23 protein-coding genes are annotated in these 24,679 nt (G+C 73.1%); 13 read left to right on the top strand and 10 right to left on the bottom strand.

The features are described from left to right. Window positions 1-151 precede the first annotated feature (151 nt). A complete protein-coding gene (locus tag KIK06_RS05915) occupies window positions 152-826 on the top strand; it encodes a CBS domain-containing protein (RefSeq protein ID WP_017600089.1) in 675 nt (224 codons plus the stop codon). A gap of 411 nt (window positions 827-1,237) precedes the next feature. Here the strand turns inward: KIK06_RS05915 and KIK06_RS05910 are convergent, their stop codons facing one another. Next, complete coding sequence (locus tag KIK06_RS05910) at window positions 1,238-2,935, bottom strand: glycoside hydrolase family 10 protein (protein WP_268642276.1); 1,698 nt, start codon at window positions 2,933-2,935, stop codon at window positions 1,238-1,240. Between the two features lie 230 nt (window positions 2,936-3,165). Here KIK06_RS05910 and KIK06_RS05905 point away from each other — a divergent pair, with 230 nt between their 5' ends. Continuing rightward, complete coding sequence (locus KIK06_RS05905) at window positions 3,166-4,461, top strand: isochorismate synthase (RefSeq protein WP_017600087.1); 1,296 nt, start codon at window positions 3,166-3,168, stop codon at window positions 4,459-4,461. Here the strand turns inward: KIK06_RS05905 and KIK06_RS05900 are convergent. After that, a complete protein-coding gene (locus KIK06_RS05900; protein WP_268642275.1) occupies window positions 4,458-5,039 on the bottom strand; it encodes an anthrone oxygenase family protein in 582 nt (193 codons plus the stop codon). The two genes, KIK06_RS05905 and KIK06_RS05900, sit on opposite strands and share 4 nt — an antisense overlap. 90 nt (window positions 5,040-5,129) lie before the next feature. On the opposite strand from KIK06_RS05900, the gene KIK06_RS05895 reads away from it, so the two are divergent. After that, window positions 5,130-5,753, top strand: a complete 624-nt coding sequence (locus KIK06_RS05895) for a TetR/AcrR family transcriptional regulator C-terminal domain-containing protein (protein WP_268642274.1) — start codon at window positions 5,130-5,132, stop codon at window positions 5,751-5,753. 94 nt (window positions 5,754-5,847) lie between these two features. Further along, window positions 5,848-6,297 carry a GNAT family N-acetyltransferase gene (locus KIK06_RS05890; RefSeq protein ID WP_268642272.1) on the top strand — a complete coding sequence of 150 codons (450 nt, stop codon included), beginning with the start codon at window positions 5,848-5,850 and terminating at the stop codon, window positions 6,295-6,297. A 4-nt stretch (window positions 6,298-6,301) separates the two neighbouring features. Here the strand turns inward: KIK06_RS05890 and KIK06_RS05885 are convergent, their stop codons facing one another. Continuing rightward, the gene (locus KIK06_RS05885; protein WP_268642270.1) at window positions 6,302-6,715 is read right to left on the bottom strand and encodes a DUF4259 domain-containing protein; all 414 of its coding nucleotides are present in this window, start codon (window positions 6,713-6,715) and stop codon (window positions 6,302-6,304) included. Between the two features lie 211 nt (window positions 6,716-6,926). Here KIK06_RS05885 and KIK06_RS05880 point away from each other — a divergent pair, with 211 nt between their 5' ends. Continuing rightward, complete coding sequence (locus KIK06_RS05880; protein WP_268642268.1) at window positions 6,927-10,550, top strand: hydantoinase B/oxoprolinase family protein; 3,624 nt, start codon at window positions 6,927-6,929, stop codon at window positions 10,548-10,550. A 152-nt stretch (window positions 10,551-10,702) separates the two neighbouring features. On the opposite strand, the gene KIK06_RS05875 is transcribed toward KIK06_RS05880, so the two are convergent. Then, the gene (locus KIK06_RS05875; RefSeq protein ID WP_268642267.1) at window positions 10,703-12,208 is read right to left on the bottom strand and encodes an endonuclease/exonuclease/phosphatase family protein; all 1,506 of its coding nucleotides are present in this window, start codon (window positions 12,206-12,208) and stop codon (window positions 10,703-10,705) included. A gap of 274 nt (window positions 12,209-12,482) precedes the next feature. Here KIK06_RS05875 and KIK06_RS05870 point away from each other — a divergent pair, with 274 nt between their 5' ends. Then, window positions 12,483-13,634 carry a chitinase gene (locus KIK06_RS05870; protein ID WP_268642266.1) on the top strand — a complete coding sequence of 384 codons (1,152 nt, stop codon included), beginning with the start codon at window positions 12,483-12,485 and terminating at the stop codon, window positions 13,632-13,634. An 81-nt stretch (window positions 13,635-13,715) separates the two neighbouring features. On the opposite strand, the gene KIK06_RS05865 is transcribed toward KIK06_RS05870, so the two are convergent. From KIK06_RS05865 to KIK06_RS05855, 3 genes are all read right to left on the bottom strand, one after another. Continuing rightward, window positions 13,716-14,393: a hypothetical protein gene (locus tag KIK06_RS05865; protein ID WP_268642265.1), complete on the bottom strand. Its 678-nt coding sequence runs from the start codon at window positions 14,391-14,393 to the stop codon at window positions 13,716-13,718. A 94-nt stretch (window positions 14,394-14,487) separates the two neighbouring features. Continuing rightward, window positions 14,488-14,928 (bottom strand): hypothetical protein, encoded by a 441-nt coding sequence (locus KIK06_RS05860; RefSeq protein WP_017600078.1) that lies wholly within the window; start codon window positions 14,926-14,928, stop codon window positions 14,488-14,490. A gap of 187 nt (window positions 14,929-15,115) precedes the next feature. Further along, complete coding sequence (locus tag KIK06_RS05855) at window positions 15,116-15,472, bottom strand: LysE family translocator (protein ID WP_268642262.1); 357 nt, start codon at window positions 15,470-15,472, stop codon at window positions 15,116-15,118. Window positions 15,473-15,932: 460 nt separating this feature from the next. Between KIK06_RS05855 and KIK06_RS05850 the strand changes: the two genes are divergently transcribed. Continuing rightward, window positions 15,933-17,405, top strand: coding sequence for an FAD-binding oxidoreductase (locus KIK06_RS05850; RefSeq protein ID WP_268642260.1), 1,473 nt, complete (start codon window positions 15,933-15,935; stop codon window positions 17,403-17,405). A gap of 78 nt (window positions 17,406-17,483) precedes the next feature. Here KIK06_RS05850 and KIK06_RS05845 read toward each other — a convergent pair whose 3' ends face one another. Continuing rightward, a complete protein-coding gene (locus KIK06_RS05845) occupies window positions 17,484-18,200 on the bottom strand; it encodes a TetR/AcrR family transcriptional regulator (RefSeq protein WP_017600076.1) in 717 nt (238 codons plus the stop codon). A 170-nt stretch (window positions 18,201-18,370) separates the two neighbouring features. On the opposite strand from KIK06_RS05845, the gene KIK06_RS05840 reads away from it, so the two are divergent. From KIK06_RS05840 to KIK06_RS05815, 6 genes are all read left to right on the top strand, one after another. Beyond that, window positions 18,371-19,216: an SDR family NAD(P)-dependent oxidoreductase gene (locus KIK06_RS05840; RefSeq protein WP_268642259.1), complete on the top strand. Its 846-nt coding sequence runs from the start codon at window positions 18,371-18,373 to the stop codon at window positions 19,214-19,216. A 224-nt stretch (window positions 19,217-19,440) separates the two neighbouring features. After that, window positions 19,441-20,466 carry a F510_1955 family glycosylhydrolase gene (locus tag KIK06_RS05835; protein WP_268642257.1) on the top strand — a complete coding sequence of 342 codons (1,026 nt, stop codon included), beginning with the start codon at window positions 19,441-19,443 and terminating at the stop codon, window positions 20,464-20,466. Between the two features lie 93 nt (window positions 20,467-20,559). After that, window positions 20,560-20,955, top strand: coding sequence for a BlaI/MecI/CopY family transcriptional regulator (locus KIK06_RS05830; protein ID WP_268642256.1), 396 nt, complete (start codon window positions 20,560-20,562; stop codon window positions 20,953-20,955). Next, entirely contained in the window at window positions 20,952-21,944 is a 993-nt protein-coding gene (locus KIK06_RS05825) for a M56 family metallopeptidase (protein ID WP_268642254.1), read from the top strand. Before KIK06_RS05830 ends, KIK06_RS05825 begins: the two co-directional genes overlap by 4 nt. 66 nt (window positions 21,945-22,010) lie before the next feature. Continuing rightward, a complete protein-coding gene (locus tag KIK06_RS05820; protein WP_268642253.1) occupies window positions 22,011-22,556 on the top strand; it encodes a DUF2752 domain-containing protein in 546 nt (181 codons plus the stop codon). A gap of 54 nt (window positions 22,557-22,610) precedes the next feature. Further along, on the top strand, window positions 22,611-23,030 hold the full coding sequence (locus KIK06_RS05815; RefSeq protein ID WP_268642252.1) for a VOC family protein: 420 nt from the start codon (window positions 22,611-22,613) through the stop codon (window positions 23,028-23,030). Between the two features lie 96 nt (window positions 23,031-23,126). Here the strand turns inward: KIK06_RS05815 and KIK06_RS05810 are convergent, their stop codons facing one another. Beyond that, a complete protein-coding gene (locus KIK06_RS05810) occupies window positions 23,127-24,017 on the bottom strand; it encodes a bifunctional 5,10-methylenetetrahydrofolate dehydrogenase/5,10-methenyltetrahydrofolate cyclohydrolase (protein WP_268642251.1) in 891 nt (296 codons plus the stop codon). Next, on the bottom strand, window positions 24,014-24,634 hold the full coding sequence (locus KIK06_RS05805; protein WP_268642250.1) for a cyclodeaminase/cyclohydrolase family protein: 621 nt from the start codon (window positions 24,632-24,634) through the stop codon (window positions 24,014-24,016). The genes KIK06_RS05810 and KIK06_RS05805 overlap by 4 nt, the downstream gene beginning before the upstream one ends. Window positions 24,635-24,679 lie beyond the last annotated feature (45 nt).

Genomic DNA, 24,679 nt, shown 5'->3' with positions numbered 1-24,679 from the left:
CTCCCGGGATCGCGCTCCTGCGAGAACCGTCCATACCCTTCCTGAACTGCGCAAAACTCACCCAACCCGGCACTGGGGGAGATAGGGAACCACGGCTGGCGGGTATGCGACCAGTGTGCGCTGATGACGGTTTCCCGGAGCGGAGGACGCCATGACCACTGCCACGACCGTCGGCGATCTGATGACCGCGGACGTCCTGCGCACGCGGGGGGACACCGGGTACAAGGAGCTCGCCGCCTTCATGCGCTCCCACCACGTGAGCGCGCTGCCCGTCGTGGACGACCGGGACCGGGTCCGCGGTGTCGTCTCGACGGCCGACCTCCTGCTCAAGCTCGCCGACCCGGACCCGGACGAGGGCTACACGGCCGAGCCCTGGCGGGAGCGGCTCGAACGGCTCAAGAGCGGCGGCTCGACCGCACGTGACTTCATGACCTCTCCGGCGCGGACCACCACGGCCGACGCCTCGCCCCACGAGGCGGCCGAGCTGATGCGCAGACACGGCGTCAAACGGCTGCCCGTCGTGGACGACGACGGGCGTCTGGTGGGCCTGGTCAGCCGCGCGGACCTGCTGGGCGTGTACGGAACGCCCGACGACGAGCTGCGACAACTGGTGGACCGCGAGGTCGTCCGTGACCGGCTCGGCCTGACCGAGGTCGACACGTCGGTGCGCGACGGGGTGGTGAGCCTCTCCGGGACCGTCCCGCGCCGCACCGACATCCCCCGGCTCGCGCACGCGGTACGCACCGTCGAGGGAGTGGTACGCGTCGACTGCCGACTGGCCTACGACGTCGACGACCTCACGCCCCTGGGGACGACGGTCGTGTGATCCGCGCGAGGCGGCGCCTCACCCCAGCACGCGGCGCGCCGTCCAGCCCCGTGCCCGCGCCATGTGTTCGACGCGTTCCCCGCCCTCTCGGTCGGAACCGACTCGCCGCCCCGGCGGACGGGCAGGGTCTGGACCGTGCCCGAACAGCGTGCCCTGGAACCGGACGGCTGGCCCCTCTGGCGGGGCTGCGGTCGGCGGCGCTCACCGAGTCGCCCCAGGCGTTACGCCTGTCCGTGACGCCGGACAGCGGCAGGGCGGCCACGTCCGACGAACGGCACGGTTGCGCGGACACGGGAGAACCCGGCGACCCGCCGCCCGACGGTGTCCGCCAGGAGAGGGTCACGGCCAGGAACCTGGCCACCGGTTGACCTCTCCCCCGGGCCCGCCCGTTCGGCCGCGGCACCGGCCCGTCTATCCGCGCACGTCGGCGGCCTCGCTGACCGGTCCCTCCGTCCGGAAGACGTCCAGGGCGGTGACCGCGTACCCGGCACCGTCCTCCAGCGGCGCCGGGTCGGTCAGCCCGGTCCCGCCGGTGACGCCCACGAGGTCGTCGGGCGACAGGGACAGGCACTCCTCGGGGTCCCCGGCCTCCGGAGAGCCCTCGGAACCCACCCTGTACACGGCGTAGAACCGGGCGTCCTCCACCGGTTCCCACTCCACGTCGACCCGGTCGCCGTCGGCCCGGGCGGTGACTCCCCCGACCCGACCGGTCAGCGGGCCCTGTCCCTCAGGAGCCGTGCCCGGCGGAAGGGCGGGGTGGGCGTAGTGGGTCTCGGCCAGGTTCGCGTAGGCCTCGGCGGCGTTCTCCCTCAGGCTCCTGATGGAGAAGTAGACGTCCCCGCCGACCTGCGGCAGCCGGCCGGAGAAGTCGAGCTGGGCGCTCAGCGCGTCCTCGTCACGCCAGTCCTGGTCACCCACCCGGTAGGCGGCCTGTCCGACGTACAGGTCCACTCCGGTGCCCTCGACTTCGTCCGCCCACCACTGGGCCAGGGTCTCGTAGTCGGCGGTGGCGAACCCGCGGCTCCAGTACAGCTGCGGAGCGACGTAGTCGATCGTGCCCTCCTGGATCCAGGTGCGGGTGTCGGCGTACTGGGCCGAGTAGGATTCCAGGCCCGACGTGTCCGACCCGGTGGGGTCGCTGTCGCTGTTGCGCCAGATCCCGAACGGGGAGATGCCGAAGCTCACCCAGGGCTTGAGGTCGTCGATGCCCTCGTGGACGTCGGCGACGAGCCGGTCGACGTTGTCACGGCGCCAGTCGGCGCGGTCGTCGAAGTCGCCGCCGTACTCCTCCCATGTGGCGTCGTCGTCGAAGACCTCGCCCTCCTTCGGGTAGGGGTAGAAGTAATCGTCGAAGTGCACGCCGTCGATGTCGTAGCGCTCCACCACGTCCAGCACGACGCCGGTGACCCAGGCGCGGACCTCGGGGTCACCGGGGTCGAGGTAGGCCTCGTCGCCGTGCTCGACCACCCATTCCGGGTTCTCCTCGGCCGGGTGGCCCTCGGCCAGGTTCTCCAGATCCGGGTCGATGAACCCCACACGGTAGGGGTTGAACCAGGCGTGCAGCTCCAGGCCCCGCTCGTGGGCCTCCGCCACCGCGTGTTCCAGCGGGTCGTAGCCGGGATCGCCACCCTGCTCGCCGGTGAGGTAACGCGCCCACGGCTCCAGGTCGGACTCATAGACCGCGTCCGCGGTGGGCCGCACGTGCAGGAACACGGCGTTGAGCCCCAGGGCCTCGGCGTCGTCGAGGTAGGCGTCCAGTTCCTCGCGCTGTTCGTCGGCGGACAGGCCTGGTTCGGAGGGCCAGTCGATGTTGCGCACGGTGGTGAGCCAGGCGCCGCGCATCCGGCGTTCGCGGTCGTCGAACGAGCACTCGACGGGCGTGGCGGACGCCGGCGCGGACGGCGGCTCCGCCCCGGACCCGGTCGTGTCGGGACCGGCTGGCGCGGCGGAGGATGCCGCGTCCGACGGCGAGGGCCCGGAGGGCGGGACGGCCCCGGCCTGACCCGTCCCGTCGACGGTGTCCCCGGACGCCGAGCACCCCGACAGCAGGACGGCGGCCGCCACGACCGCCGCCGACCAACGCGGAGCCGCCACTGCCCGTGCCCCCATGCCCACACTCCTCAAGCCTGTTCGCGCACCGCTTTCCCCACGGCGCACCGCAGAACAGGGTAGAGGAGATCGTCAAGGTTCGGACACGATTCCACCAAGCCGTGGACAATGACACGACCCGTCAGGCTATAGGGGGGCCGCTCCTCCCCGAACCCGGGCGCGGCCCCGGGTCCCTGCCCTGGGAAGGAGCACGGCACGGGCCTTCACACGACGTCCTAGACTCGATCCCCGTGAACGCCGCCCTGAGCCCCACGAAACTGTTCGTCCGCACCGCGCCCCTGGAAGCCGGTGCCGAAAGCCTGGTCCACCGTCTGCCCACCGAGGCCCCCCTGGCCTGGCTGAGCGCGGAGGACGGCATCGTGGGCTGGGGATCGGCCGCGCGCCTGGACATCGAGGGCTCCTCCCACGGCACCGAACCCACCGACACCGGCCGCTTCACCCGGGCCGCGCGCTGGTTCGCCGGCCTCGTCGCCAACGCCGACGTGGAGGACGCCGTCGGTCTGCCCGGCACGGGGTTGGTCACCTTCGGCACGTTCACCTTCGCGCCCACCTCCGGCGGCTCCGCGCTCGTGGTGCCCCGGGTCCTCATCGGCAGACGGAACGGGCGCGCGTGGGTGACCACCGTGACCGACGCACCAAACGCCCGGCCCGACGTCCCGTCCTCCCCCGCCTTCGACCCGCGTCCGGTCGGCCCCCTCTCCTGGGGCCCCGGCTCCCTGACCGGACGGGAGTGGACGGACACCGTCGCCGACACCGTCGACCGCATTCGCTCCGGGCCGCTCGACAAGGCGGTCCTGGCACGCGACATCGTCGCCGAGGCGGAGTCCCCCATCGATGTGCGCACCCTCCTGGAACGCCTGCGCCTGCGCTACCCGAGCTGCTTCACCTTCTCCGTCGACGGCATGGTCGGCGCCACCCCCGAGCTCCTGCTGCGCCGGGAGGGCGACCGGCTCTCCTCCCTGGTGCTGGCCGGCACCCGACCGCGCGGACGCGACGCCGTCGAGGACCGCCGCCTCGCCGAGGAACTCCGGGCCTCGGCCAAGGACCTGGAGGAGCACGCCCTGGCCGTGGACTCCCTGCGCATCGCTCTGGAACCCCTCGCACGGGAGCTCTCCGTCCCCTCCTCCCCCGCGCTGCTCGCCCTCGCCAACGTCCAGCACCTGGCCACCCGCGCGCACGCCCGCCTCGCCCCGGGGGTGTCGGCGCTGGACGCGGTCGCCGCGCTCCACCCCACCGCCGCCGTCGGCGGCACCCCCACGGCGGCGGCGATGCGCCTGATCGCCGAGGTCGAGGGGATGGACCGGGGCGGCTACGCCGGCCCCGTCGGCTGGTTGGACGGGGCGGGCAACGCCGAGTGGGGCATCGCGTTGCGCTCGGCCCGTGTGGAGGGCCGCCGCGCCCGCCTGTTCGCCGGGTGCGGGATCGTCGCCGGTTCGGACCCCGCCGCCGAGCTCGCCGAGACCGAGTCCAAGTTCCGCGCGGTGCGCGAGGCCCTCACCGACCCCGCCGCCCGGTCCACGCCCTAGACCGACCGGTGGGGCTCCGGGGCCGGGGCACGGGACGCCCCGCCATGCAGTACCAGGGCCCGGAGCAGGCACATGAGTGCGGCGGTCGAAGCGACGGCACGGACGGTGTTCCACGCCACCCAGCGGTCCTCGAAGAGGGCGCGGACCGCGGCGGGGTCGCTGAGGAGCTCGGGGTCGCCGACCGCGGCCAGGTCCTCGTTGAGGGGCACGTTCACTCCCATGGTCACGCCGAAGGCCGTGGCGTACAGCACCAGGGCGGCGGCAGTCCACGGCAGTACCCGCCGTCCGCCACGCGACAGGTGCAGGACGACGGCGAGGGCGGACAACACGAGCGCCCCGAAGAAGCTGGGGGCGAACCACCGGTTGCGCACCGTGGCGTTGATCCACTGCATGGCATCGATGAACGTGCGGTCGTCGACGCGGGCCAGACCGATCATGACCGAACAGGCGTAGGCGTAGAAGAAACCCGCGATGAGCCCCATGGCCAGCGCGGCCGTCGCCAACGCCCATCCTCTGGCGTGCAGGACGGCCGTGGCCGGTGAGCCCGTGGAAGACGGCGGGAGGGAGAGCTTCGTCATGTGGCCTCCGGCTGCGATTAAAATCGAACGCGTAAGTTCGTTTTTAATCGTACTCACAAGTTCGTTTTATTGGAACACCCGGAGGTGCCCATGACGTCAGGCGGACGTTCCCGTCGAGGCCGTCCCCGCGCGGGAGAGCGGGCGGCACGACGCCGGGCCGCGTTGGACGCCGCACTCGCCGAACTCCTCGAACGCGGCGCCGCGGGTATCACGATGCAGGCGGTGGCGACCCGGGCGGGCTCGTCCAAGGAGAGCCTGTACGCCTGGTTCGGCAGCCGCCAGGGGTTGCTCGCCGCACTGATCGAACGGCAGGCCGAGCAGGTGAACGCCGCGGTCGCGACGGCGATCGACCGGTCCTCCGACCCCCGCACAGCCCTCACCGCGGTCGCCCGCAACCTCCTGACACTGCTCGTCGGCGACGTCTCGGTGGCGCTCAACCGGGCGGCCATGACCTCGCCGGAACTGGCCGGGCTCCTGTTGCGCCACGGCCGCCACACCACCGGCCCCCTGGTCGCGGCGTTCCTCGACCGGCTCGCGGACGAGGGCGTGCTGCGCGTCGACGAACCGGAGGAGGCCTTCCGACTCCTCTACGGTCTGGTGGTCCGCGACCTCCAGATCCGGGTGCTGCTGGGCGAGCACCCTCCCTCCGGGGAGGAGATCCGCGCGCAGGCGGTCGTCGCGGTGGACCGCTTCCTGGCCCTCAGCGGAGGCTGAGCGACACCGACCGCGCTCGTCCACGGCGAGCGGAGCCGGTCGGGGACAGGACCGGGACACGCGGGCGTAACAAGGCCCCGCTAGCGTACGGCCCATGCGCACCGACGTGGTCCCTTGGACCGACCCCGCCGCCGTCCGCCTGCGCGGCCTCCAACGCACGGAGATCGCCGAGCGGTACGGCACCCCCGACTCCGAACCCGGCACTCCCCCGTCCGCAGACGACATCGCGGTGTTCGTCGTGGCCCACGACGAAGACGGAACCGCCGTGGGTTGCGGCGGCCTGCGTGACCTGGGCGATGACTCCGGCGAGGTCAAGCGCATGTACGTCGTCCCCGAGCGGCGCGGCTCCGGTGCGGCGGCGGTGGTCCTGGCCGCGCTGGAGGACTGGGCTCGAGAGCGGGGCTGGAAGCGCCTGAGGCTGGAGACGGGCGACCGGCAGCCCGACGCCGTGCGCTTCTACACGCGTTCGGGGTACGCGGCCATCCCCCGGTTCGGCGCCTACGCCGACTGCGCCTCCTCCCTCTGCTTCGAGAAGGTGCTGTGACGCCTCATCGTCCCTGATCCGCCCCGTCCGGCACCGGCCCGAGCGCCTCCCGGAGCCGGGCGACCCCGGCGCGCCAGGCGGCGCCGTCCGACTCGGCCCACAGGTCCTGGAGCTCGGACCGCGCGGCCGTGACCCTGGCGAGGGCTCTGTCGGCGAGGCCGCGCAGGTCGGTGAGGTCGGGCGAGATCCCCTCGCGCTCATGGTCGGGAACACCGCTCGGACGCAGGCCCACGACGAGCGCGGCCGCCGCCACGGCCTGTTCGGCGACGTGCGCTTCGAGGCCGCCGAAAGCACCGGCCGCGGCCACGAGAGCGTCCCGGACCGCGCCTCCGCGGGCCTCCGCCGCCGCGTCGACGACCTCACCCCAGAAGTCCATCGCCGTGTCGTTGTCGAAGGGACCGTGACCCCAGGTACCCATGTCCGCCTCCCGTTGTGGTGGTGTCCGGTCATCGTGGAGGACACCACCGACGGATCCCGCCGACCGCGCGTCCCCTCTCCGTTCCGCACGGGTGCCCCGGCACCCGGTCGTCCACAGCCGCGTGATCGCCCTGTCACGGAACGCCCCTTCCGGGTCATGATGGTTCGGGGGCGCTCGACGCGCCGCCGGCAGCGTGGATCGAGGAGGCGACATGAGCGGAGCCGACCTGGGCGAGGGGTGGCAGTTCTGGGTGGACCGGGGCGGCACGTTCACCGACATCGTCGCCCGGCGCCCGGACGGGCGCCTGCTCACGCACAAGCTGCTGTCCGAGGACCCGCGCCGCTACGACGACGCCGCCGTGGCGGGGATCCACGCCCTACTCGCGCGGGAGGGGGCGGCCGTGCCCGGGATCGACGCGATCCGGATGGGCACCACCGTGGCGACCAACGCCCTGCTGGAACGCACCGGGGAACGGACCGCCCTGGTGATCACGCGCGGCTTCGCCGACGCGCTGCGCATCGGCTACCAGGACCGGCCACACATCTTCGACCGCCACATCGTGTTGCCCGACCGACTCCACGAACGGGTCGTGGAGGTGGACGAACGGGTCACCGCCCAGGGCGAGGTGCTGCGCGCACCCGACCTGGAAGGGCTGGCCGAGGAACTGGCGGCCGTCCGCGACGCGGGGGTCGGGGCGGTGGCCGTCGTATGCATGCACAGCCACCTGTACCCGGAGCACGAACGGCGGATCGGCGCGCTCGCACGACGGCTGGGGTTCGGCCAGGTGTCGCTGTCCAGCGAGGTCAGCCCACTGATGAAGCTGGTCCCGCGCGGTGACACGACGGTCGTGGACGCCTACCTGTCACCGGTGCTGCGCCGGTACGTGCGCGGCGTCGCCGGACGGCTCAGCGGCGTACGGCTGATGTTCATGCAGTCCAACGGAGGGCTGGCCGAGGCCGGACACTTCCGAGGCAAGGACGCGATCCTGTCCGGCCCGGCGGGCGGCATCGTCGGCATGGCCCGGCTGTCGCGGTTGGCGGGTTACGACCGGGTCATCGGCTTCGACATGGGCGGCACCTCCACCGACGTCTCCCATGACACGGGCGAGCTGGAGCGCGTCTTCCACAGCCGGGTGGCGGGGGTGCGGCTGCGCGCGCCGATGCTGGACATCCACACGGTCGCGGCGGGCGGCGGCTCGGTGCTGCGGTTCGCGGACGGGCGCTACCAGGTCGGCCCCGACTCGGCGGGGGCGGACCCCGGCCCCCGCTGCTACCGCCACGGTGGACCCCTGACCGTGACCGACGCCAACGCCTTGCTCGGGCGGATCCAACCGCACCACTTCCCGACGGTGTTCGGCCCCCACGGTGACCAGCCGATCGACGTCGACGGAGTGCGCCGGGCCTTCGCCGACCTCGCGGCGGACATCCGGGGGGAGACGGGCGACGACCGCCCCGTCGAGGAGGTCGCCGAGGGGTTCCTCCGCGTCGCCGTGGAGAACATGGCCAACGCCGTCAAGCGGATCTCCGTGCGCAAGGGCCACGACGTCACCGAGTACGCCCTGACCACGTTCGGCGGCGCGGGCGGGCAGCACGCGTGCGCGGTCGCCGACGCGCTGGGCGTGCGCACGGTGCTCGTCCCGCCGATGGCCGGGGTGCTCTCCGCCTTGGGCATCGGGCTGGCCGACACCACGGCGATGCGGCAGCAGTCGGTGGAGTCACGGCTGACTCCCGAACTGTCGGACCGGCTGGAGGAGGTCGCCGACGACCTGACGGCCCGGACCCGCGCCGAACTGCTCGACGAGGGGGTGCCGCACTCCCGGATCCGGGTGTCACGCCAGGTGCACCTGCGTTACGAGGGCACCGACACCGCCGTCCCGGTCCCCTTGACCGGGGTCGAGGAGATGGCGCGCGAGTTCGCGAGGAACCACCGGAGGATCTACTCCTTCACGATGGACCGGCCGCTGGTGGCCGAGGCCGTGGCCGTGGAGGCGGTGGGAGCCACCGCCCAACCCGACCTGTCGGACCTGGCCGCCTCGGACGCCGAACCCCACGGCGCGGCCTCCGGCGCCGCACCCGACGAGACCGTGCGCGTGTACACCGCCGGGGCCTGGCGCGACGTACCCCTGTACCGACGCGACGGGCTGCGTCCGGGCACCCGGGTGACCGGCCCCGCCGTGGTCACCGAGGCCAACGCCACCACCGTCGTCGATCCGGGGTGGCGGGCCATGGCCCGGAGCACCGGCCACCTGGTCCTGGAGCGGGTGGCCGCGCGCGCGAAGGGCCCGGTCGGAACGGAGGTCGACCCCGTGCTGCTGGAGGTGTTCAACAACCTCTTCATGTCGATCGCCGAGCAGATGGGCGCCCGGCTGGAGGCCACCGCGCAGTCGGTCAACATCAAGGAACGGCTCGACTTCTCCTGCGCCCTGTTCGACCCGGACGGGTACCTGGTGGCCAACGCCCCGCACATGCCGGTACACCTGGGGTCGATGGGGTCCACGATCCGGGAGGTCGTCCGACGCAACACCGGAGACATGCGGCCGGGCGACGTGTACGCGGTCAACGACCCCTACCACGGGGGCACGCACCTGCCCGACGTGACGGTGGTGACCCCGGTGTTCGGTGCGGGCCGTGACCGTCCCCTCTTCTTCGTGGCCTCGCGCGGGCACCACGCCGAGATCGGCGGGATCACCCCGGGCTCGATGCCCGCGACCAGTCGGCACGTGGACGAAGAGGGCGTGCTCTTCGACAATTGGCTGCTCGTGCGTGAGGGCCGCTTCCGGGAGGAGGAGACGCGCCGCCTGCTCACCGAAGCCCCCTACCCCTCCCGCGCCCCGGAGGTGAACCTGGCCGACCTACGGGCCCAGATCGCGGCCAACGCCAAGGGGGTGGAGGAGGTCGGTCGGATGATCGACCACTTCGGCCGGGACGTCGTCCAGGCCTACATGGGGCACGTGCGCTCCAACGCCGAGCAGGCCATCCGGACCGTGATCGACTCCCTGAGCGACGGTTCGGCCCGCTACGAGATGGACTCGGGCGCGGTGGTCGCGGTGCGGATCGAGGTGAACCGTGAGCAGCGGTCGGCGACCGTCGACTTCACCGGCACCTCGTCCCAGCTCGACACCAACTTCAACGCTCCCTCGTCGGTGGCCGCCGCGGCCGTGCTGTACGTGTTCCGCACCCTGGTCGCCGCCGACATCCCGCTCAACGACGGCTGCCTCGTCCCGCTGCGGATCATCATCCCACCGGGCACGATGCTCTCCCCGGCCCACCCCGCGGCGGTCGTCGCGGGCAACGTGGAGACCTCCCAGGCGATCACCGGGGCGCTGTACCAGGCGTTGGGGGTGCAGGCCGAGGGGTCGGGGACGATGAACAACGTGACCTTCGGCGACGACCGGCACCAGTACTACGAGACCGTCTCCTCCGGTTCGGGGGCCGGACGGGGGTTCGATGGAACCTCCGTGGTCCAGACACACATGACCAACTCCCGCATGACCGACCCCGAGGTGCTGGAGTGGCGCTTCCCGGTGCTGGTCGAGGAGTTCGCGATCCGGCGCGGGAGCGGCGGCGCGGGCGCTTGGCGCGGCGGGGACGGTGCGGTGCGGCGGCTCCGCTTCCGGGAGCCGATGACGGTGACCACCCTGTCCGGCCATCGGCGGGTGCCGCCCTACGGAATGGCGGGCGGGTCGCCCGGCGCCCTGGGCGAGAACTCCGTCCGCCGGGCCTGCGGTGAGACCGCGCCGCTGGGCGGGTGCGACTCGGTCCGGGTGGGCCCGGGTGACGAGCTGGTCATCCGGACCCCGGGAGGAGGTGGGTACGGCACTCCCCCGGGTGGTTGAGGGGTGCCGGTCGTGGAACCGGGATCGACGCCCCCGGCTCCGTGCGCGTCGGGCCGTCGAGGAGATGCGGGACCGGGACGATCTCCCCGAGCCAGATAGCGGTGCGCGGCGGGGAACGCCCCCACCACGCACCGTGGTGCCGGGACCGGCCGTCAGCCAGTCACCCCGTAGGTGGTCAGCACCGTCGCGTGGTCGGTGGTCCACTCGTTGTCGGCGTGGTTGGGCACCGTCGCGGGGTCACCGACGACCAGCGTGCGCGAGTCCCGCACGCTCAGGTCCTCACCCGCGTGGTAGACGAAATCGATCCGGTCCTGCGGCTCGGCACGACCGGTCGACCCGTTGTGCCGCGGGTACAGCGGCGACCACGTGGTCCCCGGCACGGCGACCGGGTCGGGGTTGGCCGCGCGGAAGGAGTCCACCAGGCCCGCCTCGGTCGGCAGCACCGAGGTCGGCCAGGGCACGTCCGCGTAGCCACAGTTCTTCTCCCGCAGCTCCTCGGTCCAGTCCAGGTGCGAGGGCGAGTTGAAGTCGCCCACGAGCAGGACCGGCACGTCGTCGGCGCCGTCGATCTGGTCCGCCATGGCCGCCAGGGTGTCGGTGATCTGCCCCGTGCGTCCAGACTCCGCCTCGCGCTGGAGGATCGTGTCCACGTCCATCCCGTCGAAGCACGCGTCGTAGGGTCCGTAGGGGGTGTGGCCCAGGTGCGCCGTCCACAGGTTGACCTGGGACTCCGCTCCGTCGAGCGCGACACGCACCCCGGCCGACGCACGGGCCGTGCCGTACTCCTCGACGATCGGGTAGCGGCTGAGCACGCCCAGGCTGCCGCCGCTCTGCCAGTGGTACCAGCCCAGGGCGTCGGCGAGCCGTGTCGCGGCACCGCCCTCGGTCTCCTGGAGGCCGACGACGTCGGCGCCGCTCTCCAACAGGAAGCGCACCTGCTTGTCGTGGTAGCCGTTCACCCGGCTGCCGCCGTGCCAGGTGTTGAAGGTGAGCACGTCCAGCTCCGGCACGAGCGCCGAGCCCCGCGGCCGCACCGGGACGGTCGCGGTGAGGCGCGCCGAGGAACCGCCGGGTGCGGTCGCCTCGACGGTGACCTGCGCCGTCGCTCCGCCTGAGCCGTCCGGCGTTCCGGACAGGGTTCCGTCCGCGGCGACGTCGATCCACGCGTCGCCGTCGACCTTGGCGAACTCGGCGTCCGGGCGCGAGGCCAGGCCGCCCAGATCGGCTTCGTAGGCGTCGCCGACGCGCGCGTTGCGCAGGGCGGCCGCGTCGACGGGGAAGGTGACGGGGGCGTCGGTGGGAAGGTGCACGTCGATGGGCTCGGTCAGCCACGTGTAGCCGTCCCGGGCCAGGAAGTAGGCGACGTAGTGGCCCGGTTCCAGGGAGTCGGCGGGGAGCGTGACGGTCCCCTCGGTTCCGGGGGCGTACCGCCACACCAGGGACGGCGAGACGTACTCCTCGTCGGCGGGTCCGCCGCCGGAGGCGTGGTACAGGCCGATCCAGTTCGTCGGGTGGGGGGCGGTGGTGGTGTAGGAGAAGATGACGGGAGAACCCTCCACCACTTCCAGGGTTCCCTGCCGCTCCGCCGACGCGGGGGCCGCGCCGAGGATCAGGATGATCGCCGCGACGACCGCGGGGACCAGGTTCCGGATGCGCATCCGGTGACTGCCTCTCGTGTGGGGGTGAACGATGACAGGCCCCATGCCTACCAGTGCCGTCATCCGCTCTGACCTGTGGGGGCGCGGCTCGGAGGCGGATGGCCATCGCGTGAACCCCGGTCCACCGCCGCGCGAACCGCCCCTGAGGCTCGGGGACCGGGTGACCGAAGGGCCGTTGACACCGCGGGAGACGGGGACTTATCGTCTGCGAAATAGTTAGGAAAGTTTCCTAACAGTGAAGGGCGACCGTCCCGCCCGGACCCTTGGAGATCCCGTGCGACGAACCCCCCGCCTTCTCGCCACCGTCGCCGCGACACTGCTCGCGGCCTCCCTCTCCCCCGCCCCCGTCTCCGCCTCCGCCTCCGCCTCCGCCGACACTGCCACCGCCGGGAGCACCGCCACCGCCCAGCTCCCCGACCGGGTGCTGGCGGGCTATCTGCACACCAGCTTCGCCAACGGCTCGGGCTGGGTGGACCTGGCCGACGTTCCCGATCAGTGGGACATCATCCACCTCGCCTTCGCCGAACCCACCTCCCCCACCTCCGGGCGACTGGAGTTCTCCCTGTGCCCACGCACCGAGTGCCCGGACGTGCCCTCGGAACAGGAGTTCATCGCCCAGATCGACGACGCCCAGGCCCGCGGCAAGAAGGTCGTGCTGTCCGTCGGCGGCCAGAACGGCCAGGTCCGGTTGGAGACCACTCGGGCCCGCACGGCGTTCGTCGAGTCGGCCTCGGCGATCATCGACCGCTACGGGCTCGACGGCATCGACATCGACTTCGAGGGCAACTCCCTCTACCTGGAGGAGGGCGACACCGACTTCCGCTCCCCCACCACCCCGGTGATCACCAACCTCATCGGCGCGCTGCGTGACCTCACGGACCGCTACGGCCCCGACTTCGTGCTCACCATGGCGCCCGAGACCTTCTTCGTACAGGTGGGCCACCAGTTCTACGGACGCGGCCAGTGGGGCGGCGCCGACCCCCGCGCCGGGGCCTACCTTCCGGTCATCCACGCCCTGCGCGACCGGCTCACCCTCCTGCACGTCCAGCACTACAACTCCGGGCCGATCATGGGCCTGGACGGTCAGTACCACTTCATGGGTGGGGCCGACTTCCACCAGGCGATGGCCGACATGGTGCTGACCGGCTTCCCCGTCCAGGGTGACCCGTCCCAGTTCTTCCCGCCCCTGGCCCCCGAACAGGTCGCCATCGGTCTGCCCGCCTCCACGTACGCGGGCAACGGCCACACCTCCGTCGCCGAGGTCCAGGCCGCCTGGGACTGCCTGACCACCGGCTCGGGGTGCTCCGGCTACACCCCGACCACCGCCCGCCCCGGGCTGCGCGGCCTGATGTCCTGGTCAATCAACTGGGACCGCTTCGGCGGTGACGAGTTCGCCACCGAGCACGGCCGACACCTGGGGACCTGAGCCCGGGGTTCACGCCGCCCTCGATCCCGTCCGCGCCCCGCTCCGGCGGGTTCCCCCGGAGCGGGGCGCACCCGTGCACGCTCAGTGCTCGTGGTCGTGCCCGTCGTCGGCGTGCCCGGGCGCCGGTTCCGCTGACTCGGAGGGCTCGACGGAACCGCTCGGGCCGTCCACCGAGGAGTCCGCCGGATCGGTCGTGTCCGTCCCGGTCTCCCCGGCCTCGTCCGTGTGACCGTCGTCGGCGTGGCTGTCCGTGCCGTGGGCGTGCTCCGAGGCACCGTTCACGGCGGCCGCGGTGGAAAAGGCCACCATCAGGGCGGCGACCACGACGGCACCGATCACCGTCGCCCCGGGCTCGGCACGGCCGCCACGCCGGAGCATCGCCCAGACGGCGCAGACCGCCACGGCGAGTTCCAGGGCGACGGCGACGGTGTCGGTGACACCGATCGGCTCCGGAGTCCAGGCGTGCGGCCCGAAGGGGACCCCGACCACGCGGCTGACCGTCCAGATTCCGACGGACCCCAGGTTGACGAGCGCTCCGACGGCCATCAGCGCCCGGCCGCCGGGCCACACGGCGAGGACGGCCCACACCGTCTGGACCACACCGGTGGCGACGAAGAAGACCCCGGCCAGCATCCACTCGTTCCAGTGGTCGGGTGTCATGACGAGGTGGATCAGGGCGGTTCCCGCGGATGCCGTGGCCGCGATGAATCTGGCCGGTCCACTGCCCTTGGGCGTGGCGCGGCGACGAGTGTGACTCATGTGTACGTACTCCCGATGACGTTCGGTCGAAGGTGGACATGCCGAGGGCCGGCACGAGCCACGTAAGGCGGCGTCGCGCATGGCCGAGGGGCATCTACACCCTCAGAACCGACAGTTCGGCGAGGAGTCTGGGCACGCGTCTTCGGCGCCGGAGACCGCGCGCGAACGCCCACGGCACGGCGACGTCGCGAGCACGCGGCGGGCTCGCGGGACTCGGTGGAGCCAGCGGATGGGCCAGGGCCAGCGGCACGAGCAGGACGAAGGGGGCCGCGGCCACACTCAGGCAGTCGGCGTGGGCGTGGTCCCGCGCGACGGCGCAGCCCGCCTCCGGCGCCGCCCCGTGTTCCTCAACCGTTCCCGACGCTCCGTGTGACGGGTGCAGCACGTCCTCGTGCGCCACGTGGTGCCGCGCCGGCCCGTGGGACGTGTGGGTCGATGCGCCCTCGGCTCCGTGCACGAGCGCCACCGCGAAAAGGGTGCACAGCAGCACCAACAGCCACAGAGCGGGTGCGGTACGCACGACGGTGGGACTCACGGGTGACGGTCTCCGTATGAGGGGGATGGGGCGGGGCGGACCTCATGCGGGGTCGACTCGCGCCACGCACGACCCTACCCGTCCCCCTGCCCGCGCCGCGAACCCGGCCACCGGATCCCCGGCGCACGACGATCGCTCCGGTGGCCGGAACGGGGACCACCACTCGGCGCACCGGGTACGCCCGAGGTCAGACGGCCAAGCGGTCGACCAGCAGCACGACACCGATGACGACCATCGCCGCCCCCGGCACCCGGGTAACCGCCCGCGCGGCCGCGGGCCGCGCTCCCAGCAAGGCGCGCGCCAGCAGACCCACACACAGGTAGACCACGGCGCAGCTGGCCGTGTGCACCAGGCCCGGCGTCGCGATCCGCGCGCCCATCGGCCATCCGTCCTCCGGTTCGGTGAACTGCGACAACAGTGCCATGAACAGCAGCGGCGCCTTGGGGTTGAGCCCGCTGACGCCGACCCCCTGGGCGAGCCCGGACCGCCCTGGGACCGGCCCCGGCTCCGTCGCTCCACGCGGGCGCCCGGGAACCCTCCCCATGCTCGGAGGCCAGGGGACGGCGCGGGTGGCGGTCGACGTGGGGCCCGGCGCCGCCCCGGCCACCGGCCTCCGTTCGGCCTCGTAGCCGCCCGCTCTCGTGGACCTCCTCGGGTCCGGCGTCGACGATCCTGGGGAGCACACCGCGCCGGGCCAGTCCGATGGCGGGCACGAGGCCCTGGGGCCCGCGCCCACGATGAGAACGTCGTCGTTTCTCACGGAAGCCTCAAAAAGCGAACGTTCGTTTTTCTATGGGAGCACGCCGGGGAGCCACCCACAAGAGGAAACGAGTCGTTCTCTACATCGAAAAACCACGCCGCAGAATTTAAACGCAACGTCATTGAGCAATTACGTCTGGTAAAAATAGCAGGCACGTCCCCTACGGCACCCCTCCGTCGTCCCCCCTCGACGCGTGCGGGTCGAAGCCTCGGTGGGCGCTTCCACACACAGGCGAGGTGATCGGGTGAGTTTGGACAGCACGCGCACGGACGGAGCGCCCCGGATCCCCCGGGACGTGGTCAGCGGATCGGGCCTGCGCGCCCCACATCGCGTCTGGCACCGACTGGGCCGCGGTCTCGTGGGCGAGCTCATCCTGCCCGACCAAAACGACTACGACACCGCGCGCCGCACCGCGGACCCGCGCTTTGACACCGTCGCCCCCCGCGCGGTGGTGCGGTGCGCCCACGAGAACGACGTCGTCCAGGCCGTGGACTTCGCCCGCCGCTGGGGCATCCGCGCCCACGTCCGGGCGGGCGGCCACTGTCCGCTCGGCTCCTCGACCGGCTCCGGCCTGGTCATCGACCTGTCACCGCTGAGCGGCACCGTCGTCGACGGCGACACCGCCTGGTGCGCGGGGGGCACGCTCACCGGGGCGTTCACCGAGGCCCTCGACGCCCACGGGCGGACGGTGCCCACCGGCCGGTGCGCGTCGGTCGGCATGGCGGGCCACACCCTGGGCGGAGGCACCGGACCGACCGGGCGCAGGCACGGATTCACCCTCGACAGCCTGATCGGCGCCCGCGTCGTCCTCGGCGGCGGACACGTGGTGGACTGCGACGCCGACCACCACTCCGACCTGTTCTGGGCGCTGCGCGGCGCGGGCCACGCCGCCTACGGCGTGGTCACCGGGCTGACCTTCCGGGCCCGGCCCGCCCGGCCGGTGACCGACTTCCTCCTCGGCTGGCCCGCCGACTGCCGGACCCGGGTACTGGCCGCCTGGCAGGACTGGGGCCCGCACGCCCCGGACGAGCTCTCGACGACGGCCACCGTCACCGCGGGCATCCCCGACACCACCCTGCCCCCGGCCGCCGTGAGTGGGTCCTGGCTCGGCGATCCGGCCGGTATGGAGCACCTGGTGGACGACCTCGCGGCAGCCGTGGGCCAGCCCCCGCGGGTCCGGACGGGCACCACCCGCGCGACCAACGCCGCGACCAACGCCGCGACCAACGCCGCGGCCGGGGCCGCGGGCCGCGCCACCGGTGACGTCGGCGGCCGGAGCGTCGTACTGCGGCGGCACGCGTTCTTCGACCGCCCCCTCGACGCGACCGCCCTGGACAAGATCACCGCGGAGATGGACCGGGAGCCGCGCGTCGGGGAGTACCGTCGCCTGACCCTGGAGGCGATGGGCGGCGCCTACGACCGACCGGAAGCGGAGCCGTCGGCGTTCCCGCACCGCGGAGCCCTGTTCGGCGCCCTCTCGGAGTTCCGGCCCGCCATCGGAGCGACCGCGGAGTCGCGGGTGGCCCAAGAGGCGCTGCACGGGGTGCTTCGGCCGCTGGCGTCGGGCGCCGCGCACCCGAACCACCCCGAGGCGGACCGGCCCGACTGGCGCCAGGCCTACCACGGCGCCCACCACGCCCGTCTGGAGGAGATCCGCGTCCGCTACGACCCTGACGGTGTCTTCGGTTTCCCCCTCGCACAGGCCGCACGGGACTGAACCCGCCGCCGGGTCAGGGCCCGGTGATCCGCCCGGTCGGACCCGGTCCGTCGAGGCGGCGCGGCCGCGGGCGCCCGGTCACTCGGCGCGCGCGAGGCGGTCGAGCAGTTCACCGAGGATCATCCGCTCGCCGGGCGTGAACGGGACGGCGGCGGCGTCCAGGACCGCGCCCAGGGCGACGGCGTGCCGGGCGGCCGCACGGTCGTCGGGCCCCGGGCGGTCACCGTCGCCCGGGGCTCCGGCGTCGGTGAGGCCGTCGACGACCAGGTCACGCATCCGGTCGGACAGACCTGGGTCCCTCCGCTCCGGGACGGTGTCGATGAGGGTCAGCGTCACCCCCACGGCGGCGGAGTGGATCATGGCCGCCGCACGCTCGACGTCCAGGGTCAGTCGCCCCGCCTCCGCGACCCTGGTGACCATACCGACCAGGATCCGCCACGCCTCGGCCCCCGCCTCGCCGCCGCCGCGCGGATGGGTCTGTCCGTACATCAGGGAGTAGAACGCGGGGTTCTCCAGGCCGAAATCGACGTGCAGGTCCCATCCGGAACGCAGGTCGGCCACCGGGTCTCCGGAGGGTTCCTGAGCCTCTTTGCGGGCGAGGTAGTCGCCGAAGCCCGCCGCGGCCACCGCGTCCAGCAGGCCGTCCATGTCGCCGAACTGCCGGTAGATCGCCGGCGGTTGCACTCCGGCCGCCTGGCTGACCGCCCGCGTCGTCACCGCCTCGCGCCCGCCCTCGGACAGCAGCGTCGCCGCGGCCGTCACGATCCGCGCCCGGGTGTCCTGTCGTCCCGTCATTTAACAACGATAACGCATGACCGCTATCGCCAGAATCCACCGGGTATCGGAGGATTCCCGGACGGGTGGCGCCGAACAGACCCTCGGGGTCGTAGGCACAACGGACCCACGTACGCGTCCGCTCCCACCACTAGCCTCGGTCACACGCACCACGACCCGGAACGGACCACATGAGCACCATCCTCATCACCGGATCGACCGACGGTCTCGGTCGCGCGTTGGCCCTGCGTCTCGCCCGGGACCGGGCGCGACTGCTGCTCCACGGCCGCGATCCCGCCAAACTCGCCGCCTTGGCCGCGGAGGTCGAGAAGGAGGGCGCACCGGCCCCGGAGACACTGGTCGCCGACTTCTCCGACCTCTCCCAGGTGGCCCGGATGGCCGCCGAGGTGCCCACACGCACCGACCGCCTCGACGTCCTGGTCAGCAACGCGGGCATCGGTTTCGGTGAACCCGACGGCCGGGAGCGGCGGGTCGGCGCCGACGGGTACGAACTGCGCCTGACCGTGAACTACCTGGCCGGGTTCCTGCTCACCCTCGACCTGCTGCCCCTGCTGCGCGCCTCGGCGCCCGCACGCGTGGTCAACGTCTCCTCCCTGGGCCAGGCTCCCGTCGACCTGGACGACCTCATGTTCGAGCGCGACTACGACGGGGTCGACGCCTATCGGCGGAGCAAGCTCGCGCAGATCATGTCGGCCACCGAGTTCGCCGCCCGTGTCCCCGCCGACGAGGTCACCTTCACCAGCCTCCATCCGGCGACCTACATGCCGACCAAGATCGTCACGCTGCACGGCATCACCCCGGTCGACACCCTGGAGGAGGGCGTGGCCGCGACGTACCGCCTGATCACCGACCCCGCGCTGGCCGGGGTGACCGACCGGTTCTACGACCGGCTGCGTGAGAGCACGGCCCATGAGCAGGCCGCCGACCCGCGGGTCCGGGCGCGACTGTGGCGCCGCGGGCTGCGTTTGGTGGGGCGGGAGGACGTCGGTGTCGACGCCTCCGGCCCGACCGGCTGAGGGGACGGCGCACGAGGCGGGAGGAACGGACGGAACTCGGGGATCGCCCGGCGGGCGGACACGGGCGGCGTCCTCGACAGCCCCGGGGCCGGTCACGGGCGGCCCCGGGGAGGCGGTAGCGTGTCCCCCGACATCAGACCTAAGCAACTTAGGCGCATAGGTCGTCATGTGCGGGGCCGCGCGGCGGACGCCGGTCACCCGTACCCGAACAGACGGGAACACCGATGGCAGACAGCGAGGGAGCGGAGCGGTCCCGTAAGCGTCGGGAGGCCGCCGAGCACCGCCGCCAGAATCAGGAACAGCAGCGGCGACGGCGTGGGACACGCCGCCTGACGCTGATCGGAGCCGCCTCCGCGGTCGCGGTCGCGGTCGTGGCGGGCGTCGGATGGTCGATCGCCTCCCGCGAGGGCGACGACGGGCACGGCACCGGCTCGGCGGTGGAGGGCTTCACCCACATCCACGGCGTCACCCTCCCCGGGTGGGCGTCCGACGGCCCGTTCGTAGCCACCCACGACGGCCTCGTCGAGGGCGGATCCGACGGCGGCTGGCGGACGGTCAGCGAGGAGCGACACGACTTCATGGGGTTCACGGCGCACCCCACGGAGGAGGGGCGCATGTTCTCCAGCGGGCACCCCGCGCCCGGCAGTTCACTGGTGAACCCGCTCGGCTTCATGGTCAGCGAGGACGGCGGCCGGACCTGGGAGACGCGCGCCCTGGAAGGCGAGGTCGACTTCCACACGATGAGCGTCGGCGCCGGGGGCGACTCCGTGTACGGATGGTCCCAGGGCCTGTACCGCAGCGAGGACGAGGGCTTCACCTGGGACGTGGTGAACGCCCCGGACCTGGCCGAGGCCGAGGGCGCGACCGCCCTGGCCGCTCACCCCGAAGACCCGGACGAGGTCTGGGCGGGCACCCAGGTCGGCCTGCTGCGCAGCACCGACGGCGGTGGGACCTGGGACCCGGTCCTGGCGGCGGGACCGGTGAGCGCGGTGCATCTCGACCCCTCCGACCCCGCCCACGTCCTGGCCTACAGCGTCACCGACGGGCTCCTGGAGAGCCGCGACGCCGGAGAGGAGTGGTCGGAGCTCGGCTGGCTGCTGGAGGAGGACGCGGTCGGCCACCTGGCGATCTCACCCGAGGACCCCGACCTCGTCTACGCGGGCACCTTCGGCGCGGGCGTCCACCGCAGTGAGGATGGTGGCAGCACCTGGGAGGCCCTGGCACGCGAGGGCCGTGTCGTCTCGGACTGACCCGCGAAAGGGGCGTTCGGCGGCCGGGCAGCCGGTACGCTGCGGATGCCCCGGCCCGGGGCGGTGAGCGGTGGTCCGGAAGGAGGGGGAGTCGTGCAGCGGTTCGGAGACCTGGAGGCAGCGATCATGGACGCGGTGTGGGGCGCCGAAGAGCCCCTGACCGTGCGTGCGGTCCTGGAACGGCTCGACCGCGATCCGGTACCGGCCTTCACCACCGTGCAGACGGTGATGAACATCCTGCACGGCAAGGGCTGGCTGGACCGTCGGATGGACGGGCGCGCCTACTGGTACTGGGCCACGACCGGCCGCGAGGACTACGTCGCCCGCCTGATGCGCGACGCACTGGACGAGAGCACCGACCGGTCGGCGGCCCTCGCCCGGTTCGTCGACGGCATGGACGTGGAGGAGATCTCCGAGTTGTCCGAACGCCTGGCGGCCGCCCGGGCGCGGCAGGCGGCCGACCGGGGCACCGAGGGCGGGCGCGGGTGAGCGCCGCGCTGCTCCTGGCCGCCCACACGGCCGCGGGGCTCCTGCTCGGCGCTCCGCTCCTGCGCCGCGCCGTCTGGGTCGACCGGGCGCCCCGGCTGGGGCTGCTGGCGTGGCAGGTCCTGACCGTCTCCGTCCTGGCCTCGGCGGTCCTGGCCGGGATCACCCTCGCCCTGCCCGTCACCCCGGTCTCCGGTGGCCCGGCCCAGATGCTGCACTCCTGCGCGTTGATGCTCCGCCAGGCCTACGCCACGCCGAGCGGTGCGCTCACGGCCACCGCCGGACTCGCGGTGTCGGCTGGGATCGTGCTCCGGACCGGATACGGGGTCGGCGCCGAGTGGGTGCGGGCGGCCCTCGAGCGCCGCCGCCACCTCGCGGCCCTGGCCGTGGTCGGTACCGGGGACGCCTGGTTGGGGGCGACCGTGGTCGACCACGACGCGTGCGCCGCCTACTGCCTGCCGGGACGCACCGGACGCGGTGGCCACGTGGTGCTCACCAGCGCCGCACTGGCCGCCCTGGACGATGCGGGGCTGGCCGCGGTCCTGGCGCACGAGCGCGAGCACCTGAGGGGACGCCACCACCTACTGGTCGCGCTGGCGCGCGGAGTGCGGCGGGCCTTCCCCTTCGTCCCGGCCTTCGCCCACGCCCGTGCTGAGGTCGCCAGGCTCACCGAACTGGCCGCCGACGACGCCGCCGCGTCGGCCACCGATCGACTCACCGTCGCCGAGGCGCTGCTGTCCCTCGCTCGGGCCGGCCGGGACGGCACGGCCGGGTCGCCGACACCCGGGGCGCCCGGTTCCGCGCTGGCCGCCAGTGGCTCGGGAAGCGGCCGCCGGGTGCGGCGCCTCCTGAACGACCGGCCTCCGCTGGGGCGGGGCGGGCTGCTCATGGCCGCCATCGCGGTGGGCGTGGCGCTCGCGTCGCCGTTCGCCATCGCGATACTGTCCGGTCTCCTCGCGGCGACGGTGGACTGCTGTCTGGTGCACGGCTGACCGTCGGACGCGACTCCCCCGCGCGGGCGACGGGTCCGCGCGCCCCGAACGAACAGGAGCGACACGATGCCCCAGTGGGCGAAACCGATCGCGGTGCGGGTCGAGGACCGCGACCGGCACCGGTGGACGTTCTGGCTGGCGGTGGCCGGTCTCGCCCTCGGCGCGGCCATGGCGGTCTTCGGGCTTCCACCGGTGAGCATCCACGGGCCGTTCCACTTCTTCGGGATCATGGACCCGTTCTGCGGGGGCACCCGGTCGGTGTGGCTGGCGGTGAAGGGCGACCTGGCCCTGTCATGGGCCTACAACCCGGTCGGGATCCCCCTGGTGGCGGGGGCCGTCCTCACCGTCCCGCGAATCCTGTTCGGGTTCGCGACGGGACGGTGGGTGAACGTGTACGTCACCCGTGTCATGCCGCTGTGGATCGTGGGCGGCACGCTCTTCGCCCTGTTGGGGGTCCGCCAGCAGCTCAACGTCGATCTGCTGCGCGACCCGGGCGAGGAGTTCTCGTTCCTCGGCGTGTTCCTGAACACGCTGCCGGTCCTGGTGGCCGCCGCGTGGATCGTCGTCCAGCGCCGCCGGATCACCGCCGGGCCGCGCCCCGCCCGGGCCTGACGCCCCACGCGGACACGGCCCGGGTCCGCCCAGGACGGCTGGGAGGATACGGACATGGACATTCTGAGCAGTCGCATCCTGCTGCGCCCCGCCGATCTCGTCCGGAGCCGCGACTTCTACCGTGACGTGCTGGGTCTGGCGGTGCATCGTGAGTTCGGCGACCCCGAGCGGCCTGGAACGGTCTTCTTCCTCGGCAACGGGCTGCTGGAGGTCTCAGGGAGTTCCGAGCCCTTCGAGGTGCCGCCGCTGTCCCTCTGGTTGCAGGTGCGCGACGTCCGGGCCGAGTACGCGCGCCTGAGGGAGGCCGGTACGGAGGGACTGCGCGAGGCGAGGCTGGAGCCCTGGGGGCTGTGGGAGGCGTGGATCGCCGACCCCGACGGTGTGCGGATCGTCCTGGTCCAGATCCCGGACGACCATCCTCTGCGCCGCGACCAGCGGACCTTCCGAGGTGACTCCACCGGGTCCGAGAGCTGATGCGGGGCACCCGACCGGACGTCTTCGGCCGGGTGCCCCGCCCAGCCACTCACCGCGGGCGACGGAACCCGTGTGGGGCCGCCGACGGCCCCGTCGCTACGCCTCCAGGGCGTCGACCGCCGCACGGCTCGCGGCCCGCACGGTGTGGGCGAGCAGGAGCGCGGTGGTGACCGGCCCGACCCCGCCGGGAACCGGGGTGAGCGCCCCCGCGAGGCCGTCCACCGCGTCCGCGTCGACGTCGCCGACCAGTCCGGCGTCCGTGGCGTTGGTGCCCACGTCGATGACCACCGCACCAGGCCGGAGGTGGTCCGCTCCGATCAGACCGGGCACGCCCGCCGCGACGATCACGATGTCGGCGGCGGAGGTGTGCCCCTCCAGGCGGGCCGTCCGGGAATGGCAGACCGTCACCGTCGCGTGCCGTTCCAGCAGCAGCAACGCCGCCGGGGTGCCCACGACGACCGACCGGCCGACCATGGCGATGTCCCTGCCCGCGAGTTCGGTCCCGTGGTGGTCGAGCAGCCGGACCACGGCCTCGGCCGTGGCGGGCGCGAAGCCGGGCAGGCCGGCCGCGCAGCGCCCGAGGCTCGCCGGATTCGCGCCGTCGACGTCCTTGGCCGGGTCGATCTCCGCGGCGAGTTCGGCCGACGACATGCCGTCGGGCAGCGGGGTCTGCAGGATGACGCCGTGCACCTCCGGGTCCCGGCTCAGGGCGCGAAGCGTGTCCCGGACGATCTCCCGTGAGGTGGACGGGCCGAGGTCGGCGATGCCGCAGTCGATCCCGACGGCCGCGGCCGCCTTGGCGATCGAGCGCACGTACCACATGGTCGACTCGTCGTCCGTGGCCGTGACGACGACCAGCCTCGGCTGGGTGCCCGCCGCCCCCAGGTCGGCGGCCTCCTCCCGGACGCGCCGCCGGATCTGTGCGGCCAGCGGTTTGCCCGACAGCGCGGTGGTGACGCGGTGCTCCGACGTCGTCACGGTGGTCATCCGGTGAGCTCCTTCCTGACCGCGGCGGTGACCTTCTCCGCCCGTTCGACGACGGGGTCGACGGACCGGGCCGCGGCGGAGAACTCCACCCGTGCCTCGTCGTCCCTGATGCCGCCCAGGTTGACCTCGATGTTCACCCGGGCCGTGGTGGCGGCGGCGCGGGCGGCCTCGGCCGCCGCGGCCACGTCGGTGATCACGTTGCGGTTGCCGACCGGCAGGATCCGCTCGGCCAGCGAGACGATCTCGGCGGCGGCCCCGATGGCCGCGACGGGCGGTTCGCAGGCCTCCCGCAGGGCCGCGGCCATGGCGGCGGAGCGCGCCGCCTTCTCGTCGTCGGTCGACCGGGGCAGCGCGTAGGCGTCGGCGACGGCCGAGAAGGCCTGCGCGTCCGCCTCCGCGACATCCAGTGCCTCGGTCCGCAGCCGGTCGGCGGTCCGCGCGATGTCGGAGATCTCCTCGGCGTGCTCGGCGAAGCGCGCGCCGTCGCTGTACCGGGCCACCATGCCGACCAGCGCGGCGGCCTGGGCCGCGTGCACGGCGGCGGTGGCGCCGCCTCCGGGGGCGGGTGTCCGGGCCGCGAGTTCGGCCAGGAAGTCGCCGATGGTCTGACTGTGCATCACGATGTCCGTCCTTGGGGGGTGTCGGGGGCGGGACGGCCCCCG

The sequence above is a fragment of the Nocardiopsis sp. EMB25 genome, from assembly GCF_026797795.1.
In the GTDB taxonomy this organism is placed as follows: domain Bacteria; phylum Actinomycetota; class Actinomycetes; order Streptosporangiales; family Streptosporangiaceae; genus Nocardiopsis; species Nocardiopsis lucentensis.
This window is presented reverse-complemented; position numbering and strand designations above follow the sequence as displayed.

Excerpts from the sequence above, each read along its gene's own strand:
- KIK06_RS05855 (WP_268642262.1), bottom strand. The coding sequence starts at position 15,472 with ATGGGGAGGGTTCCCGGGCGCCCGCGTGGAGCGACGGAGCCGGGGCCG.
- KIK06_RS05890 (WP_268642272.1), top strand. The coding sequence starts at position 5,848 with ATGCGCACCGACGTGGTCCCTTGGACCGACCCCGCCGCCGTCCGCCTG.
- KIK06_RS05880 (WP_268642268.1), top strand. The coding sequence starts at position 6,927 with ATGAGCGGAGCCGACCTGGGCGAGGGGTGGCAGTTCTGGGTGGACCGG.
- KIK06_RS05865 (WP_268642265.1), bottom strand. The coding sequence starts at position 14,393 with ATGAGTCACACTCGTCGCCGCGCCACGCCCAAGGGCAGTGGACCGGCC.
- KIK06_RS05815 (WP_268642252.1), top strand. The coding sequence starts at position 22,611 with ATGGACATTCTGAGCAGTCGCATCCTGCTGCGCCCCGCCGATCTCGTC.
- KIK06_RS05915 (WP_017600089.1), top strand. The coding sequence starts at position 152 with ATGACCACTGCCACGACCGTCGGCGATCTGATGACCGCGGACGTCCTG.
- KIK06_RS05810 (WP_268642251.1), bottom strand. The coding sequence starts at position 24,017 with ATGACCACCGTGACGACGTCGGAGCACCGCGTCACCACCGCGCTGTCG.
- KIK06_RS05820 (WP_268642253.1), top strand. The coding sequence starts at position 22,011 with ATGCCCCAGTGGGCGAAACCGATCGCGGTGCGGGTCGAGGACCGCGAC.
- KIK06_RS05900 (WP_268642275.1), bottom strand. The coding sequence starts at position 5,039 with ATGACGAAGCTCTCCCTCCCGCCGTCTTCCACGGGCTCACCGGCCACG.
- KIK06_RS05845 (WP_017600076.1), bottom strand. The coding sequence starts at position 18,200 with ATGACGGGACGACAGGACACCCGGGCGCGGATCGTGACGGCCGCGGCG.
- KIK06_RS05840 (WP_268642259.1), top strand. The coding sequence starts at position 18,371 with ATGAGCACCATCCTCATCACCGGATCGACCGACGGTCTCGGTCGCGCG.
- KIK06_RS05895 (WP_268642274.1), top strand. The coding sequence starts at position 5,130 with ATGACGTCAGGCGGACGTTCCCGTCGAGGCCGTCCCCGCGCGGGAGAG.
- KIK06_RS05835 (WP_268642257.1), top strand. The coding sequence starts at position 19,441 with ATGGCAGACAGCGAGGGAGCGGAGCGGTCCCGTAAGCGTCGGGAGGCC.
- KIK06_RS05910 (WP_268642276.1), bottom strand. The coding sequence starts at position 2,935 with ATGGGGGCACGGGCAGTGGCGGCTCCGCGTTGGTCGGCGGCGGTCGTG.
- KIK06_RS05875 (WP_268642267.1), bottom strand. The coding sequence starts at position 12,208 with ATGCGCATCCGGAACCTGGTCCCCGCGGTCGTCGCGGCGATCATCCTG.
- KIK06_RS05805 (WP_268642250.1), bottom strand. The coding sequence starts at position 24,634 with ATGCACAGTCAGACCATCGGCGACTTCCTGGCCGAACTCGCGGCCCGG.
- KIK06_RS05885 (WP_268642270.1), bottom strand. The coding sequence starts at position 6,715 with ATGGGTACCTGGGGTCACGGTCCCTTCGACAACGACACGGCGATGGAC.